At 64.4% G+C, this 15,486-nt stretch carries 14 protein-coding genes, 1 tRNA gene and 1 pseudogene; 9 read left to right on the top strand and 7 right to left on the bottom strand.

What is annotated here, in order from left to right; all coding sequences use genetic code 11:
• Positions 1-501 precede the first annotated feature (501 nt).
• From AADZ90_RS20860 to AADZ90_RS20845, 4 genes are read right to left on the bottom strand one after another with little or no spacing between them, the layout of a single operon-like run.
• Positions 502-945, bottom strand: a complete 444-nt coding sequence (locus tag AADZ90_RS20860) for a hypothetical protein (protein WP_367312519.1) — start codon at positions 943-945, stop codon at positions 502-504.
• On the bottom strand, positions 942-2,573 hold the full coding sequence (locus AADZ90_RS20855; RefSeq protein ID WP_367312518.1) for a hypothetical protein: 1,632 nt from the start codon (positions 2,571-2,573) through the stop codon (positions 942-944). Before AADZ90_RS20855 ends, AADZ90_RS20860 begins: the two co-directional genes overlap by 4 nt.
• Positions 2,573-3,295 (bottom strand): hypothetical protein, encoded by a 723-nt coding sequence (locus AADZ90_RS20850; protein WP_367312516.1) that lies wholly within the window; start codon positions 3,293-3,295, stop codon positions 2,573-2,575. The genes AADZ90_RS20855 and AADZ90_RS20850 overlap by 1 nt, the downstream gene beginning before the upstream one ends.
• Positions 3,289-3,822, bottom strand: a complete 534-nt coding sequence (locus AADZ90_RS20845; RefSeq protein WP_367312514.1) for a DUF4123 domain-containing protein — start codon at positions 3,820-3,822, stop codon at positions 3,289-3,291. The genes AADZ90_RS20850 and AADZ90_RS20845 overlap by 7 nt, the downstream gene beginning before the upstream one ends.
• A gap of 410 nt (positions 3,823-4,232) precedes the next feature.
• Between AADZ90_RS20845 and AADZ90_RS22465 the strand changes: the two are divergent.
• Positions 4,233-4,484, top strand: a pseudogene (locus AADZ90_RS22465) (IS110 family transposase); the annotation flags it as partial.
• Positions 4,485-5,158: 674 nt separating this feature from the next.
• Here the strand turns inward: AADZ90_RS22465 and AADZ90_RS20835 are convergent.
• Positions 5,159-5,248: transfer RNA gene (locus AADZ90_RS20835), tRNA-Ser, on the bottom strand.
• A 205-nt stretch (positions 5,249-5,453) separates the two neighbouring features.
• Between AADZ90_RS20835 and AADZ90_RS20830 the strand changes: the two genes are divergently transcribed.
• From AADZ90_RS20830 to tmk, 4 genes are all read left to right on the top strand, one after another.
• The gene (locus AADZ90_RS20830) at positions 5,454-6,275 is read left to right on the top strand and encodes an SPOR domain-containing protein (protein WP_367312513.1); all 822 of its coding nucleotides are present in this window, start codon (positions 5,454-5,456) and stop codon (positions 6,273-6,275) included.
• 45 nt (positions 6,276-6,320) lie between these two features.
• Positions 6,321-7,511 (top strand): D-alanyl-D-alanine carboxypeptidase family protein, encoded by a 1,191-nt coding sequence (locus AADZ90_RS20825; protein ID WP_367312512.1) that lies wholly within the window; start codon positions 6,321-6,323, stop codon positions 7,509-7,511.
• 106 nt (positions 7,512-7,617) lie between these two features.
• Positions 7,618-8,676, top strand: coding sequence for an HWE histidine kinase domain-containing protein (locus tag AADZ90_RS20820; protein ID WP_367312511.1), 1,059 nt, complete (start codon positions 7,618-7,620; stop codon positions 8,674-8,676).
• A gap of 245 nt (positions 8,677-8,921) precedes the next feature.
• A complete protein-coding gene (tmk, locus tag AADZ90_RS20815) occupies positions 8,922-9,548 on the top strand; it encodes a dTMP kinase (protein ID WP_367312510.1) in 627 nt (208 codons plus the stop codon).
• Here the strand turns inward: tmk and AADZ90_RS20810 are convergent.
• Complete coding sequence (locus tag AADZ90_RS20810; protein ID WP_367312509.1) at positions 9,537-10,376, bottom strand: glycoside hydrolase family 16 protein; 840 nt, start codon at positions 10,374-10,376, stop codon at positions 9,537-9,539. The genes tmk and AADZ90_RS20810 overlap by 12 nt on opposite strands.
• 335 nt (positions 10,377-10,711) lie before the next feature.
• Here AADZ90_RS20810 and AADZ90_RS20805 point away from each other — a divergent pair, with 335 nt between their 5' ends.
• The 4 genes from AADZ90_RS20805 (at position 10,712) to AADZ90_RS20790 (ending at position 14,444) form a co-directional block, all read left to right on the top strand.
• Positions 10,712-11,824: a DNA polymerase III subunit delta' gene (locus AADZ90_RS20805; RefSeq protein WP_367312508.1), complete on the top strand. Its 1,113-nt coding sequence runs from the start codon at positions 10,712-10,714 to the stop codon at positions 11,822-11,824.
• 9 nt (positions 11,825-11,833) lie between these two features.
• Entirely contained in the window at positions 11,834-12,637 is an 804-nt protein-coding gene (locus tag AADZ90_RS20800) for a TatD family hydrolase (protein WP_367312507.1), read from the top strand.
• Positions 12,637-13,434, top strand: a complete 798-nt coding sequence (locus tag AADZ90_RS20795; RefSeq protein WP_367312506.1) for an MBL fold metallo-hydrolase — start codon at positions 12,637-12,639, stop codon at positions 13,432-13,434. Before AADZ90_RS20800 ends, AADZ90_RS20795 begins: the two co-directional genes overlap by 1 nt.
• An 80-nt stretch (positions 13,435-13,514) precedes the next feature.
• Positions 13,515-14,444, top strand: a complete 930-nt coding sequence (locus AADZ90_RS20790) for an AEC family transporter (protein WP_367312505.1) — start codon at positions 13,515-13,517, stop codon at positions 14,442-14,444.
• Between the two features lie 93 nt (positions 14,445-14,537).
• Here AADZ90_RS20790 and argF read toward each other — a convergent pair whose 3' ends face one another.
• Positions 14,538-15,464 (bottom strand): ornithine carbamoyltransferase, encoded by a 927-nt coding sequence (gene argF / locus AADZ90_RS20785; protein ID WP_367312533.1) that lies wholly within the window; start codon positions 15,462-15,464, stop codon positions 14,538-14,540.
• Between the last annotated feature and the right edge of the window lie 22 nt (positions 15,465-15,486).

Below are 15,486 nucleotides of genomic sequence, written 5' to 3'. Positions count from 1 at the left end.
TACCGACGCGCGAAGAAGGCTTTAGGATCCTTTCAGAACACCACAAGTTCGCAAGCCGTCGACGCGATCTCGGATGATCAACTCGAAACTGACGGTTTGCCGACGACGCCAATTGCCACCTTTGCAAGCGTCTCAACCGTCGCCCTTTGCAAAGTCATTCTCTTGAAGTTGTGGACTTCCTGCGGTGAGTGCATGTCACGCAACGAACGCGAACTCATCAAACCCAACATAGGTTCACGCCAGTCCAATCTGACGGATATCCTTAGGCTGAGACGCCTGTCCTCCTGTCCGCGTTTGCGCAGCAGTTCAGACCGTGCCCCCCTTTTGACAGAAGATTTTCGCGCCATCCAATCAAACTGTCTTGCGTCTTTGCCGATGGAGATGGCGGCACATTACCCAGGGTAAAGCGGCAGGAGCGGGTAATGACATCGACGATCGAACGTCACGGCGCGATAGAGTGCGCTGCGGCCGCATTAGATAGCAGGCCAATCCGATCCTCGCTCAGAGTTCCTGCGAAAAAAGATCGGGCCACCTTACCCGGCGCGGCTCATGCTGTTTGGAGAATAACATCAGCTTGTCGACGTCCTCTTCAAAGGCATCGAAGGGATTGACCCCGATCCCGGTGACCCTGGTGTAGACGGCCTGCTCGACGATTTCCCCGTCCAACACGTAGTGGGCGCGGGCCTGTGTCGGCCCTAGGATATCCACGAAGACGAGGAAACGATCGGGATCGTCCGCGTACATGCGGTCATTGCGAAAATAGACCTTGCTGTCGTCGTCGCGCCGGAAAACGCCCCAGAAATCCCCCTCGGAGAGCTCGGTGAAGCCACCTCGGAGGTCATCCAGCGGAGCCAAACCCTTCCGGCGTTCGAACTGACCAGTCTCATCATCGTAGAGTGCATGATCCCGGTCTTCCGGTCGCCCGCCGAGCACACGTATCGTCATTGTCCGGTTCTCCTCATCAAGTCACGCAGCGCGCTCGCATCATCCGCGAATTGGGGGGCAAGGCGCTCCCAGTGCTCTGCGATGAATTCCGGCGGTTTGCCGGAGAGCCACTGGTCAAAGCCGGCAAGCAGCCGGTCGACATCCGGGTTCGGCCTCTGTGCGCCAGCGATGATGGATTCGTAAGCTTCGCGCCGCGTCATACCTGCCTGAAGCTTGTCCCGAAGCAAGCGGTCGAATGTCGGCCCGAGAGGGTCGTCATAGCGGGCTATGTTCACCTCGCGAATGTAGTCGATCAGTGGGCTGGGAGTGACGTCCTTGAACTCCTCTCCGATCTCTCGGCGCATCTGGCTGGCGCGGCGCGCGATCTGCTCGGCGGCCTCGTCGGAGGCATCGGCGGTCAGCTCAGCCGCGATGCGGCCGACACGGTCCGGTACCGCGGCCTCATAGGCCTGGCGGAGCGGGTGATTGCGGATGCCGGTGCCGATCCAAGCGACGATGTCCTTCTGGGCCGGGCTTCTCCAGTGAGGTCGTGTCGCGATGCGGGCGACAAGGACACGGCGTGACACGCCGCGCACGACGAGGACGCCAAGACCGGCCAGCACAAGGCTGCCCACCGCAGCGAAAGTGCCCGCGATCAGGCCCTGACGCATCCGCTCTACGAAGCCACCGCGGGCATTGCCGAAGCCTTCGATCGTTCCCAAGGTGAAGCCGGCGGTTGCGGAGTAAGCCGCGCCGCGGACGACCGCGCCTGTTGTCGTCGCGGCTGTGCGCGCGCCCGCCGCTGCCGCACCGCCGACGGGGATGAAGATGGTCGGGATGACGCCGACGATCTCTCCGGTCAGAAAGTAGTTGGGGTGGGAGATCCGCTCGATATCCTGAATGCGGCGACGCTCAGCCAAGATCTCAGAATAGGTCTTGTCCGACAGCATCACGCTATCGAGGTAGGCGGCGAATTCTTCTCCGAACCCGAAGGTCAGACCGTTGCCGATACCTCCGCCAAACGCCTCTCCGCGGGTGGCATCGCGCCCGCCTGTGACAAGCTGGTACTCCTCCCAACAAAGGCGAATGTTGAGGCGGAAGAATTCCTCCCGCGCGTACTCGGCCCCGCCGAGGATATGATCGAAGATGCCGCCCCAGCCGTGCCACGACATTTCCAGGATGCCGATCCGGGGGCTGACAAGGCGGCCCGTCCTGCGGATCAAGGCGACGTACTGCGCCTCGAATTCCTCTCGGGCAAGGCCGGCGGGGATGCCATTCCATTCGGCCTGGTGCTGGGCGGCAAGCTGACGATCGCGCTGCATCCTCTCGATGTTTTCGCGAGCTTCGTCGATGGCGGCATCTTCTCCAAAAAACACCACCAGTTCGGTGTATTCATCGCCGATGCAGTGGCTTTGCGGAACGTCCGAGCCATCGGTGGTGCCTGAGGCAACCTCGTCACCGGTTGGCACATCGAAGACCTTGTAGGGCAGGTCCGCGATTGGTTCGCCGGTCACCTCGTCTAGCGCGATGACGTCGACCCAGTTGTTGCAAGGATGGACACTGTGCCCCACGGGCTGTGGACTGGCACCCGCTGCGTCACCTGCGGCCCCGTCGGTGCTATCAGGATCAAAGGGGTCGTCATGTGCCATCAGATGCTATGCTCCGTCAGTCGTCCTGCAAGGCCTTGGGCCATCGCCTCGGGATCGCTTTCGTTCGAGAGCAGACCGGCAAGGCAAGTCAGTTTGGGGTCCGTCATCCAGCGATATCCGATGAGTGTCGATATCGCCATGTGGCAGGCGTGATGGCGGCGCGTGGGCAGCGACCGGTGCCTGCCTTCGTCCACGACCAACTTCAGGAAAAGATCCTGAGCAGCCGATCCCGTCCATTTGGCCTGTGCGGGGAGGACATGGGTGGTAATCTCGTCGGGATTGGCCGTCTCAATAACAGCTGTGTCTATCAGGAGCGCTGCGGTCCTGTCAGCAACTGTGCGCCAGCCGCCCGGGCCCACGACCTCCCGGCGCCATCCCTCGAAGGCTGCGTAGATACCGTCGAGCCTTGCGTCTGGATCAAGCTCAAATCGCCGGACGGCCCGATCGAGCGTCCTCGCAAACCTCGGGTCGGCGTGAAAGAATGTCCCCTGAGTCAGGCTCATGAGCGCCAGCATTCGGATGTCCTTATCGCGTCTGAGGGCCCTGACGTCCGACCATTGCTGGATGCGCCGTACCGAACGGGCGACGTCGTGGGATCCTGCCCCGATCTGTAGAAACCACGGCTCGAACCTGCTGTAGAGCCAATCCGCGATACTGCGCACGTCGCGGTCAATCTGAAGCGCGTCCAGGCCGGCAAGCGTTTCATTCGAAAGAGTCAGCATGGTACGGCCTCTGTGCAAGACCAGGTGCCGTTCGCCTGGAGACAGACGATCTTGAAGGGCCCATGCAGCTCTGCGACCTGTGACGGTGGCATCACGTCCAACAGGTCCGAAAACGTGACCGGGTCATAAAAACGAAGCATCAGGACGCGCCCGTCTTCCGCCCGCATTTTGGTAAACCGGCGAAGATGGGCCGCCACCGCGTCGAAACCGTCCGTTGACAGCAGGAAAAGCGCCGCGGCCTTCTGAAAGGATAGCGCCGCGCGATCGTCGCCGGGCAGGAAAAGCTGGCGCGTCAAGCCATGGTCCGGGTCTAGCCGTACAAGCCAGGGTGCTACGTCCCCCCATTCTTCCTTCGCGCGGCCATGGTAGAGACATCCGTGCTCAAGCTCGGATGCGTGCAGGAGTTCCGGAAGTCCGAAGACCTTGGCCGCGTCAATCACGGCATAGACGTGTTCTTGGTCGAACGAGAGTACCTGTTCCAGCGTCGACGGAACGGTCCGGGACGGCCAGTCCGGATCCCATGCCATAAGCGGCTCGATCGCTCCGGAATCCGTATATCTCCATGACTTGGTCACAGACCCGACACGTCACCCCTTGCGGCTAAATCCCTTCCATCGTGCATACCGGAGACACGGGTCATCGACCAAGGCATGCCCGCCAGCGGTACGTTGACCCTGGGATAAGCCATTGTTTTTAAGATATTTTCGAAGGATTTCCTTGACGTGCCTGTTCTTAATGCAGCAGCGATTTTAAGGAAGCACTTCATGATCTAAGCGCTATCGTTGAACTCTTCAGAATTCAACCGTGTCTGCAATTGGCTGAAGCGACCGACTTTTCACGTGGTTAGAGAGCAGGTTGGGTGGATGTCTCGCGCTCTCCGGTGTCGCGATGCGGCATGGGGCAGGTGTCGTAATCTGCGATTGCGAGGAGCCTGCCCATGCAAGTTGCGACCGTTGGCCTGGATTTGGCCAGATCCGGTTTCCATGGTCCTGGCGTCGCCGAAGATGGACAGGCTGCTTTCAACCGGCCCTTCAGGCGACGTCAGGGGCGCACGTTCTTCGAGCAGCTTGAACCCTGTCGTATCGGCGTCGAAGCCTGCGCGTCGCGCCACGATCGGGCGCGGGAGCTGTCGACGCTCGGTCGTACCGTCCGGTTGATGCCACCGATGTATGTGAAACCCGATGTGAAGTGCGGCAAAGAGCGCCTGGGCAACATCACCAGGGAGGGCCATACCAGAGTTTCCCGAGGCGGCCTCTTTCAGGATCACCTTATCGAGTTCGGCATCAGCCAGGAGACGCTTCAAGCGAGCCTTCTCCTTCGAACAAGCCAGTCTTCCACTCAAGATCACTGTGCTCAAACGGGACGGGTCACCAGGTCGATCGGTGATCTTGAACGACCTGCAATGCGACACTCTCGAAGATGAGTGTCACCTGCGTCGTGAGCCCCCCGGTTCACCGCGACGAGCTCTCTTTCGACACTCCAAAGCAAGCGCGCGAGCTTCATCAAGGGAAACTAGAGCCGCGCTTCCCAACCCGTAATCAGTACGAAGAGGCCGACCGTATCGACTTTTATGCCCCGAAACCGTCAAACGCACGATCCAGCGAAGCGCACCGGAGTGGTCACAACAAGATCTGACCCGCCGCCATCACCATGCCGTCCCGCGCGCAGAGACTGAACAAGCCGTTTGGTGAGTTTTCCACGATGGAGGGTCATCGATCTGACACCGCATATCATATCACCCATTGAACAAATGCGACGACAAGCAGGCCGAAAGAAAGATAATCACGAATCAGCTCTACCTCCTGAGAACAAGGGCAAAAAGCTAATCCACGATATCGACGATAGCCTCATGACATCCAAAGATGGCGGAGGAGGTGGGATTCGAACCCACGGACCGCGTTAACGGTCAACGGTTTTCAAGACCGCCGCATTCGACCACTCTGCCACTCCTCCGGTCGTCTCCGCAGATACGGCGCCGGGGCGCGCTCCGCAAGCCGTCCGGAAAATCGCCGACCAGGGAACCGGCAGGCTTCCCACGACGGCCCGGTAGCGTTAAACTGCGTCGAAATCCGGCCTCAGACCGGATCGGCGGCAGCGGGGCAACGTCCCCAGATAAGCGGGGCACACTGCCCCAGACAGGCAAAGGGACGGACAATCCATGACCGTTAGCAGGCTCTTTCCCGCGGCGATCGCTCTGATCGCGCTTTCCGGATGCGAAGATGGCTTCAATCTTGGCGGTGGCGGCGGCAACAGCTCCGACGACAGCGCGGCGGTGGCCGCCGCAGGCCCCGGACAGGTCAACGTCATCGAACAGGACGTCGAAAAACCCGACATCTTCTCGGTCACCGAACCGGGGCTGTGGGACGGGCGCCCGTCGCTCGGCGGTATCTGGGTCGCCCATCCCGACGTGGAAGAGCCAGAGCGGGTGATCATCCGCAACACCCAGACCGACATCAACGTCACCGGCGCCCTTTTCCGGCGCGAGCGTGAAGCGCCCGGACCACGGCTTCAGGTCTCCTCCGACGCCGCACAGGCGCTCGGCATCGTCGCGGGCCAGCCAACCGAGCTCAACGTCGTCGCCGTGCGCACCGAACAGGTCGAGGTCGTCGTCGAGGCGCCGCCCGAGGCCGCGACAGAAGGGCTTGAGGCGCCCGGCGCGATCGAGACCCAGCCGCTCGACGGGGCCGACCCGATCGCCGGGGCCGCCGCAGCCATCGACGCGGCAGAAGCGGGCGCCACAGCCACCCCCGCCGCCTCCCTCGACCGGCCCTTCATCCAGGCCGCCACCTCGACCAGCCGCGGCAATGCCGATGCGGCCGCCGCGCGGCTCACGGCCGAGGATCTGCCGGCCCGCGTCGTGGCCAGCGGCAATGCCTTCCGGATCCTCGTCGGTCCGGCGTCGTCGACCGAGGAACGCGCGCGCCTTCTCGCAGCTGTGAGGTCCGAGGGCTTTACCGACGCCTTCATCGTGGCAAATTAAGGTCAAAGCGTCCGAACCCGGGCGCGCAACCGCACGAGGACGAATATGAAGACGCGCCTTCTTCTGGGGCTGGCTTTCGCGACCCTTGCCACCACCGCCCACGCATTCGAAACCCGCGCGACCGCGGCCTATGTCATCGACCAGGGCACCGGCACCGTCCTTCTGTCGAAGAACGCGAACCAGCCGATGCCGCCCGCGTCGATGTCCAAGCTCATGACGCTCTACATGACGTTCGAGGCGATCGCCGATGGCCGCCTCTCGCCCGACGACATGCTGCCGGTCTCGTCCCACGCGGCCAGCTTCGGCGGCTCGACGATGTTTCTCGACACGACCGATCGCGTCAGTGTCGAGGATCTGATCCGCGGCATTATCGTGCTGTCCGGTAACGATGCCTGCGTGGTGCTGGCCGAGGCGATCAGCCCTGACGGGACCGAGGCCGGCTTCGCCCGCATGATGACCGACCGGGCCCAGCAGCTGGGCATGGATGACAGCGTCTTCAAGAATTCCAGCGGCTGGCCCGCCGACGGTCACGTCATGTCGATGCGCGACCTCGCGATCCTCGCCGAACGCCTGATCGAGGATTTCCCGACCTACTACCCCCTCTTCGCCGAAACCGAGTTCGCTTTCGACGGCCGCGCGCCGGCCAATACCCGCAATCGCAACTCGCTGCTGGGCATGAATATCGGTGTCGACGGCCTCAAGACGGGCCATACGCGCGAGGCAGGCTATGGTCTCACCGGTTCCGCCGAACAGGACGGGCGTCGGGTGATCTTCGTCGTCACCGGCCTCGACACCGCCGCCCAGCGTGCCGAGGAATCCGAACGCCTCGTCAGCTGGGCCTTCCGTCAATTCGCCGAGAAAGAGGTCGGCGCGGCCGGCACCCAGATCGCCGAGGCCCCCGTCTGGATGGGGGCCGAGACCTCCGTCGGCCTGACCCTGCCCAAGGATCTGACCATCCTCGCCCCCATGCTGGGGGAGGACAGCCTGGAGGCGACCGTCGACTATACCGGTCCGATCGAGGCGCCGATCGCCGCGGGCGACACGCTCGCCGAACTCGTCGTCCGGTTCGAGGGCCTGCCCGAGACGCGCTATCCGCTTGTCGCCGGGGCCGACATCCCGCGCGGCGGCTTCATGCCCAACATGCGTCGCGCGGCGACAGTGCTGCTTGAGAAGGCCGGCATCACCGACGCGCTCGACGCGGCGGCGGAAGAGCTGGCGCCCGACGAGGCGAGCTGAGCGCGGGGTCCTCCGGCGCCCGGCGGCGCAAAGCGCGCCGCAGCGGAATGCTTGTGCCGCGGCGCAGAACGCACGATAGGTTGTCGCAGGACATCCTTGGTGCAAGATGAATCGCGAAGACCTAAACCGGCGCATTGACAAGCTGGATCTTGAAAACGCCCAACTTACCGAACAGCTCAAGCAGAATGATGCACGGCTCGAACGGCTCCGTTTCCTCGAGGCAGCATTGGAAACCGTGCCTGTCGGCGTCGTTCTCGCCGACGAGAACGGCCGCATCTTCCACGGCAACAGCCGCGTCGAAGACATGGTGCGCCACGGGGTGCTCCATTCGGAAGATACCGACTCCTACGGCGAATGGGTGTCCTATCACGCGGACGGGCGCCGCGTCGAAAGCCACGAATATCCGCTCGCCCGGGTCATCCGGGATGGCGAGGACCACGCCGAAATGGACGTCCATTACCAGCGTGGTGACGGAAGCCGGTTCTGGATGCGCATCATCGGACGCCCGGCCTTCTACGGAAACGGGGCGCCCAGCGGCGCCGCCGTCGCCCTGATCGACATCGACGAGGAAGTCATCCTGCGCCGCACGCAGGACATCCTGATCGCCGAGCTGAACCACCGCGTAAAGAACGCCTTCACGGTGATGAAATCCATCGTCAGCCTGTCCCTGCGGCAGCTCGATGTCTCGGACGAGACGCGGAAGGCCATCGATCACCGGCTCGAAGCCTATGCCGACGCCCATTCACGACTTGTCGGCGCGAAATGGGACCGCGCGCTGGTCAACGAGATTGCAGAAGGGGTCATCGGGCGCATCGCGCCCGACCGCGTGACGATGCAGGGGCCCGTCGCCGAAGTGCCTTCGCGGCAGGCCCTCGCCCTGTCGATGGCCTTTTACGAGCTGACGACCAATGCGCTCAAATACGGATCGCTCAGCACGCCGGAGGGTCGCGTCGACCTCTCCTGGGACGTGGACGGCCTGGGCGAGGACCGGTCGCTTACCATCTCCTGGACGGAAAGGGGCGGGCCGCCCATCACCAAGCCACAGGGCAGCGGCTTCGGCTCGCTCGTAACCGGCCGTCTTCTGACCGATGCGACCGGTGGCACGGTGACCGCCCGGTTCGACCCGGACGGGGTCGACTGGCATCTGACGATGCCATATAAGTGACGGCTTATGCGTCGTCCGGCCGTTGCGCCTCGCACCGACCGTACGGTCCGTTACCCCATCCGTCCGGCCGTCCCCCTCCGACGTGATGCCGACCGGATGCCGCCCGGATGCCGCAGGGCCAAAACCTCTGAAAACTCCGCGTTAACAGCCGATTCGCCACAAATCCTGCTGCCACCCCGATATCCGGACGTCCGGCCCGTCAACACCGCGTTGACACTTCCGCCCCCGCGGCCAAAACAGGCCGGATGACACCCGCCCCCCTCATCACCTTCGAAGGCATCGACGGCTCCGGCAAATCGACCCAGGCCCGGCGTCTGGCCGAACACCTTCAGGCCCGCGGCCTCGACCCCGTCCTGACCCGCGAACCCGGCGGCTCGCCCGGCGCGGAGGAAATCCGCGCCCTGCTCCTTACCGGCGATCCGGCCCGCTGGTCGGCGGAAACCGAAATCCTGCTCTTCACCGCCGCCCGCCGCGATCACCTTGAAAAGACGATAGAACCCGCACTCGCCGCAGGCCGCCCGGTGGTCTGCGACCGCTTCGCCGACTCGACCCGGATCTACCAGGGCGCAACCCGCGGTGACCTCCGCGCCGTGGTCGACGACCTGCACGCCCGCATCATCGCCCGCGAGCCCGACCTGACCTTCGTCATCGACATGGACCCGGCCGAGGCGCTCACCCGCGGCCTCGCCCGCCGCTCCGGCGAAGACCGGTTCGAGGAGATGGGCCTGCCCTTCCAGGAAACCCTTCGCCACGGCTTCCTGGCGCTGGCCCACGACCATCCCGAGCGCTGCATCCTGATCGACGGCAACCGCCCCGAAGCCCAAGTCGCCACCGAGATCGCAGCCCGCGCGGAAAGCGTTCTAAACCTCTGAGCCAGAACCGCTTTCCGGCGCAAACCCCCGCACATAATCGACGTCGAACCAGCCCTCCCCCGCCGGGTCCTCCCCCGGCAGTTCATAGAAATTCAGCATCAGTTGCATCGGATAATCCGGCGCCTGCCGGGTCCGGAACGTCTCTGCCCCATCGACAAAGAACCGCACCCCGCTCGGTGTCCAATCCATCCCATAAACGTGCCACTCCTCGGCCCGCAGCGGCAACCGTACCTCATTCAGCTCATCTTCCAGCGCGGGATCCGTGATCGCCTTGATCCCCTGCACGACCTCAGTCTCCTCCGGCCCCACAGCCGTCCCGAAGACCTCCATAAGCGTGATCTCCCCCGACTGTTCCGGCACTTCCTCGAACCCGATCAGCCACAAGGCCGCCAGATGCTGCGGCCCCAGCCGCGCCCGCGCCCGCATCTCGACCCGCCCGAAATGCGGCACGTAAAGCCGCTGCGGAGAGATCTCCTCCCGCACCACCAGCCCCTCTCGGAACCGGTGCTGCCCCCGCGCGCTGCCCAAAGGCCCCGAGAAATGCCCGGTCTGCAGGTTCGACACCTTCACATCCCCATCCAGATCCGGGCACCACGGCCCCTGATCCTCCGCCACGAAAAGCCGCAACACCCCGTCCGAAATCCGATAATTCGGCCGCGTCCGCTTCAACGCGCTCCAATGCGGCAGATAAGCCGCGAACCACTTCGCGGGATCGAGCGCCTCCCCATCAAAATGATCTTCAAACTCAATCCTCTGCCCACCCAAAGCCCGATCCTCCCAAACCCCATCGCCACACCATTGCGCCCGCCCAAGTATTAACCTGAACACCCATCAACCTTAACGCCCGCCCGGAGCGAGAGAGCCACCCTTCATCTGGCCACAAATATGCCCGCCGGAGGCGGAAGCGGGCCCGGGACACACTCGCCGAACCCGATCAGGCCCGAGACCTCGACACCGATTAACCTTAACGCCGCCCGGGACGGAGAGAGTCCACGTCTTCATCTGGCCCAAAATACTCCCGCCGGAGGCTGAGGACCGCCTCGGAAACACTCCGGTGGAGCGTTCCGGTCCGATGGGTCAAAGACCCCAACATTGTCGTCCGAAACACCCCCGATGCAACACCCACCTTCCGCCCCACGCAACACCGCGCTATCCGTGGTAGGATGTCAGACGAAGCGCTCCCCGAACCCGACCGCATCCCCGGCGCGCCCCACCCGCGCGAAACGCACCAGCTCTTCGGCCAGGATGCCGCGCAACGCACGTTCACGGCCGCCCACGCAACGGGCCGGCTCCATCACGGCTGGCTCCTGACCGGCCCGCGCGGCATCGGCAAGGCCACGCTCGCCTGGAAGCTCGCCGCCTTTCTCCTCGCTCAACCCACTGAAAATACTTTCTTTTCCGACACCACAACTGGCCTCGACCTCCCCGAAGACCACCCCGATCTTCGCCTCCTCCGCGCGGGCAGCCATCCGCGCCTCTTCCTCCTCCGCCGCGCGACCGACGAGAAGACCAAGCGCCTCAAGACGGCGATCGGCGTCGATGAGGTCCGCGCGCTGAAATCCTTCTTCGGCCTCTCCGCCGCCGATGGTGGCCACCGCGCCGTCATCGTCGACGCCGCCGACGAGATGACCAACCAGGCCGCCAACGCGCTGCTCAAGCTGCTCGAAGAACCCCCTGAAAAAACGACGCTTTTCCTGATCGCCCACCAGCCCTCCCGCCTGCTGCCGACGATCCGGTCCCGCTGTCGAAGCCTCCGCTTGGCCCCGCTCGGCCCGGACGACATCGCCGCCACGCTCACCCAGGCGGGCTTTCCGGCGGAGGAAAGCCCTGCCCTCTCGGCCCTCTCCGCAGGCTCCGCCGGCGACGCGATCCGGCTGCTGTCCATGGACGGCCTCGCGCTCTACGCGGACCTGATCAAGCTCCTGTCCGGCCTCCCGAATATCGACCGCCCCGCCCTTCTCAAGCTCGCCGACAGCGTCACCGGCGCCAAGAACGCCCAGCGCTTCGACCTCCTCCTCGACCTGGCCGAAATCGCCGTCTCCCGCCTCGCCCGCGCGGGCCTCACCGGGCCGCCCCCCATCCAGGCCGCACCAGGGGAATCCCTTTTGCTGCAAAAGCTTAGCCCTGACGCCACCGCCGCCCGCCGCTGGGCCACCCTGGCCGAAGACCTCTCGGCGCGCGCGCGCCACGCCCAGGCGGTCAACCTTGACCCCGCCCAGGTGATCCTCGATATGGCCTTCAGGATCGAACAGACGGTCGCCCGTCTCGCCGCCTGAGGACACACCTTGCCCGAGCCCGCCATCACCGACAGCCATTGCCACCTCGACTTCCCGCAATTCGAGGGCGAGCGCGACGCGCTCATCGCCCGGGCCCGCGACGCCGGCGTGACCCGCATGGTCACGATCTGCACCAAGCTCCGCGAGGAACCGAACGTCCGCGCAATCGCCGAAACGTACCCGGAAGTCTTCTACGCCGCCGGCACCCACCCGATGAGCGCCGCGGACGAACCGCTGGCCACCGTCGATCAGCTCAAGGCCTTGGCGACCCACCCAAAATTCGTCGGCATCGGCGAAACCGGACTCGACTACCACTACACGGCCGACAGCAAGGCGATCCAACAGCAGAGCCTGCGCATCCATATCGAGGCCGCCCGCCAGACCGGCCTGCCGCTCATCATCCACGCCCGCGATGCCGACGATGACATGGCCCGCATCCTGACCGAGGAACACCGCGCAGGCCCCTATGCCTGCGTGATGCACTGCTTCTCGTCGGGGCCTGCCCTCGCCCAGGCCGCCCTCGACCTCGACTTCTACCTCTCGATGTCCGGCATCGCCGCCTTCCCCAAATCTCAGCCGCTGCGCGATATCTTCGCCGCCGCCCCCCTCACCCGCATCCTGGTCGAGACCGACAGTCCCTACCTCGCGCCTCCTCCCCATCGCGGCAAGCGCAACGAACCGGCTTACACAGCCCACACAGCCCGCGTCGGCGCCGAGCTTTTCGGCATGGAATACAAGGACTTCGCCGCCCAGACGCAGAACAATTTCGACCGCCTCTTCCCAAAGGCCGCGGCCTGGAAAGCCGCCGCCTGATGCCCGTCCGCCGCTTCACGATCCTCGGCTGCGGCTCCTCCGGCGGCGTCCCCCGCCTCGGCGACAATTGGGGCGATTGCGACCCGAAAAACCCGAAAAACCAACGCCGCCGCTGCTCGCTCCTGGTCGAACAGGAAGGCGACGACGGCACCACCCGCGTCCTCATCGACACCTCGCCAGACCTGCGCTCCCAGCTTCTGGATGCGGGCATCGGCACGCTCGACGCGGTCGTCTACACCCATTCCCACGCCGACCATGTCCACGGGATCGACGACCTGCGCATGATCGTCTTCAACATGCGCCAACGCCTGCCCGTCTGGGCCGACGGAGACACGCAGGACGCGCTTCTCTCCCGCTTCGGCTACGCCTTCGTCCAACCCGAAGGCTCCCCCTACCCGCCGATCCTCGACCTGCACACGATCAAAGGCCCGTTCGAGATCGACGGTGCCGGCGGCCCGATCCCGCTGACGCCGTTCGAAGTCGACCACGGTTCGATCGACGCCCTCGGTTTCCGCATCGGCGGCCTCGCCTATCTGCCCGATGTCGCCGAGATCCCCGAAGACAGCTGGCAAGCACTCGAAAACCTCGATCACTGGATCCTCGACGCGCTCCGCCGCGATCCGCACCCGACCCATGCGCATCTCGCCAAGTCTTTGGAATGGATCGCAAAAGCGGCCCCGAAAGAGGCCATCCTGACGAACATGCATATCGACCTGGATTACGAGACGGTCTTGGCCGAGACCCCCGACAACGTGCGCCCCGCCCATGACGGCATGACCATCACCCATGACGTCTGAATACCGTCCGCCCCCTCCTCATCTCGCCCTAAATACCTCCGCCGGAGGCGTCCGACGCCACCACGGGCGCACCCCCTGACATGGCCGCGCTGACCCTCGTCATCCTCCCGGTCTTCCTGTTGATCGGGGCCGGTTACGGCGCCGTCCGCCTGGGCTGGTTTTCGAACAGCGGCGTCGACGGGCTGATGAAGTTCACGCAAGGTTTCGCGATCCCCTGCCTGCTCTTCAACGCCATCTCGACCCTCGACCTCCAGGCTAATTTCGACCTCGCCCTCCTCGGCAGCTTCTACGCAGGCGCCACGGCGGGCTTCCTTGCAGGTCTCTTCGGCGCCCGCCTGCTGACCGGGCGCCCGTGGGAGGATTGCGTGGCGATCGGCTTCTGCTGCCTCTTCTCCAACTCCCTCCTCCTCGGCCTGCCCATCACGGAACGGGCTTACGGCGTGGACGCGCTCGAAGCGAACTATGCCATCATCGCCGTCCATTCGCCCTTCTGTTACGGCCTTGGCATCACGGTGATGGAGATCGTGCGCGCCCGCGGCACCCCCGCGCGGCATCTGCCTGCGAAGGTCTTCAAGGCGATGTTCTCCAACGCCCTGATCATCGGCATCACCCTCGGCCTGATCGTCAACCTCACAGGCCTGCCCGTGCCGGAGCCCGTCGGCGACGCGCTCGACCTCATGGCGCGGGCCGCGCTGCCCGCGGCGCTTTTCGGCCTCGGCGGTGTGCTCTACCGCTACAAGCCCGAAGGCGACCTGCGGCTGATCCTCGGCGTCTGCGCGGTCAGCCTGATCCTGCACCCCGCGATCGTCTGGGGGCTGGGCACGGCGACTGACCTCGACCAAGCGGCATTCCGGTCAGCCGTGCTGACCGCGGCGATGGCGCCGGGGATCAACACCTACATCTTCGCCGACATGTATGGCCGGGCAAGGCGGGTGGCCGCCTCGGGTGTCCTGATCGGTACCGCCCTTTCGATCCTGACGATCTGGCTCTGGCTCGCCATCCTTCCGTAGCCAAATCCTTCTAGAAGGATTTGCAGCGGCAAAATCTTCCAGAAGATTTTGACGATCCAGAATTTTCTAGAAAATTCTGCCTCGCCCCGCGGCTCACACCCCCAAACACCACCGCAGGATCGCCTTCTGCGCATGCAGCCGGTTCTCCGCCTCGTCGAAGATGACGGAGTTTGGCCCGTCCATCACCTCGCTCGTCACTTCTTCCTCCCGATGCGCGGGCAGGCAATGCATGAAGAGCGCGTCTGGCTTGGCCTTGGCCATCAGCGCTTCGTTCACCTGATAGGGCCGCAGCATGTTATGCCGCCGCTCCCGCGCCGATTGCGCATCATGCATCGATACCCAGGTATCGGCGAAGATCAGATCCGCCCCCTCCACAGCCTTGTCCGCGTCCCGCTCTATGGCAAAGGACCGGCCAGACCGGCGCAGAAGCCCCTGCCACTCCTCCTCCGGATCCAGCTGCTCGGGCCCAGTGAAGGTCAGATCGAACCCGAATTGCGCCGCGGCATGCATGACGCTGGCACAAACGTTGTTGCCGTCACCGCACCAGACCGCCTTGATCCCGTCGATCGGCCCGCGGTGCTCTTCATAGGTCATGACGTCGGCCATGATCTGGCAGGGATGGGTCCGGTCGGTCAGCCCGTTGATCACCGGGACATCGGCGTATTCCGCCATCTCGCTCAAGACGGCCTCGTCGAAGGTCCGGATCATGATCAGGTCGACATAGCGGCTCATCACCCGGGCCGTGTCGGCGATTGTCTCCCCGTGCCCCAGCTGCATGTCCGAGCCGGAGAGCACCATCGTCTCCCCACCCATCTGCCGCACGCCCACATCGAAGCTCACCCGCGTCCGCGTCGACGGCTTTTCGAAGATCAGCGCGACCATCCGGTCCTTCAGCGGCTGCTCGTCGTCCGGCGCCGCCTTGGTCCGCCCCGCTCGCGCATCCTTCATCCGGCGGGCGCCATCGATCATCGCGCGCAGGTCGTCCGGGGCGGTCGTGTGGATATCGAGGAAATGGTTCATCGCGTCACTCATCGGGGATCGG

The sequence above is a fragment of the Aestuariibius violaceus genome (genome assembly GCF_040779325.2).
Classification (GTDB): Bacteria; Pseudomonadota; Alphaproteobacteria; order Rhodobacterales; family Rhodobacteraceae; genus Aestuariibius; species Aestuariibius violaceus.
The sequence above is the reverse complement of the archived record's forward strand: the minus strand, read 5'-3'. Positions and strand labels throughout refer to the sequence as shown.

What these genes read in the sequence shown, in the direction of transcription:
- AADZ90_RS20860 (WP_367312519.1), bottom strand. Translation starts at nt 945, where the DNA reads ATGACGATACGTGTGCTCGGCGGGCGACCGGAAGACCGGGATCATGCA.
- AADZ90_RS20855 (WP_367312518.1), bottom strand. Translation starts at nt 2,573, where the DNA reads ATGGCACATGACGACCCCTTTGATCCTGATAGCACCGACGGGGCCGCA.
- AADZ90_RS20850 (WP_367312516.1), bottom strand. Translation starts at nt 3,295, where the DNA reads ATGCTGACTCTTTCGAATGAAACGCTTGCCGGCCTGGACGCGCTTCAG.
- AADZ90_RS20845 (WP_367312514.1), bottom strand. Translation starts at nt 3,822, where the DNA reads ATGGCATGGGATCCGGACTGGCCGTCCCGGACCGTTCCGTCGACGCTG.
- AADZ90_RS20830 (WP_367312513.1), top strand. Translation starts at nt 5,454, where the DNA reads ATGACCGTTAGCAGGCTCTTTCCCGCGGCGATCGCTCTGATCGCGCTT.
- AADZ90_RS20825 (WP_367312512.1), top strand. Translation starts at nt 6,321, where the DNA reads ATGAAGACGCGCCTTCTTCTGGGGCTGGCTTTCGCGACCCTTGCCACC.
- AADZ90_RS20820 (WP_367312511.1), top strand. Translation starts at nt 7,618, where the DNA reads ATGAATCGCGAAGACCTAAACCGGCGCATTGACAAGCTGGATCTTGAA.
- tmk (WP_367312510.1), top strand. Translation starts at nt 8,922, where the DNA reads ATGACACCCGCCCCCCTCATCACCTTCGAAGGCATCGACGGCTCCGGC.
- AADZ90_RS20805 (WP_367312508.1), top strand. Translation starts at nt 10,712, where the DNA reads ATGTCAGACGAAGCGCTCCCCGAACCCGACCGCATCCCCGGCGCGCCC.
- AADZ90_RS20795 (WP_367312506.1), top strand. Translation starts at nt 12,637, where the DNA reads ATGCCCGTCCGCCGCTTCACGATCCTCGGCTGCGGCTCCTCCGGCGGC.
- AADZ90_RS20790 (WP_367312505.1), top strand. Translation starts at nt 13,515, where the DNA reads ATGGCCGCGCTGACCCTCGTCATCCTCCCGGTCTTCCTGTTGATCGGG.
- argF (WP_367312533.1), bottom strand. Translation starts at nt 15,464, where the DNA reads ATGAACCATTTCCTCGATATCCACACGACCGCCCCGGACGACCTGCGC.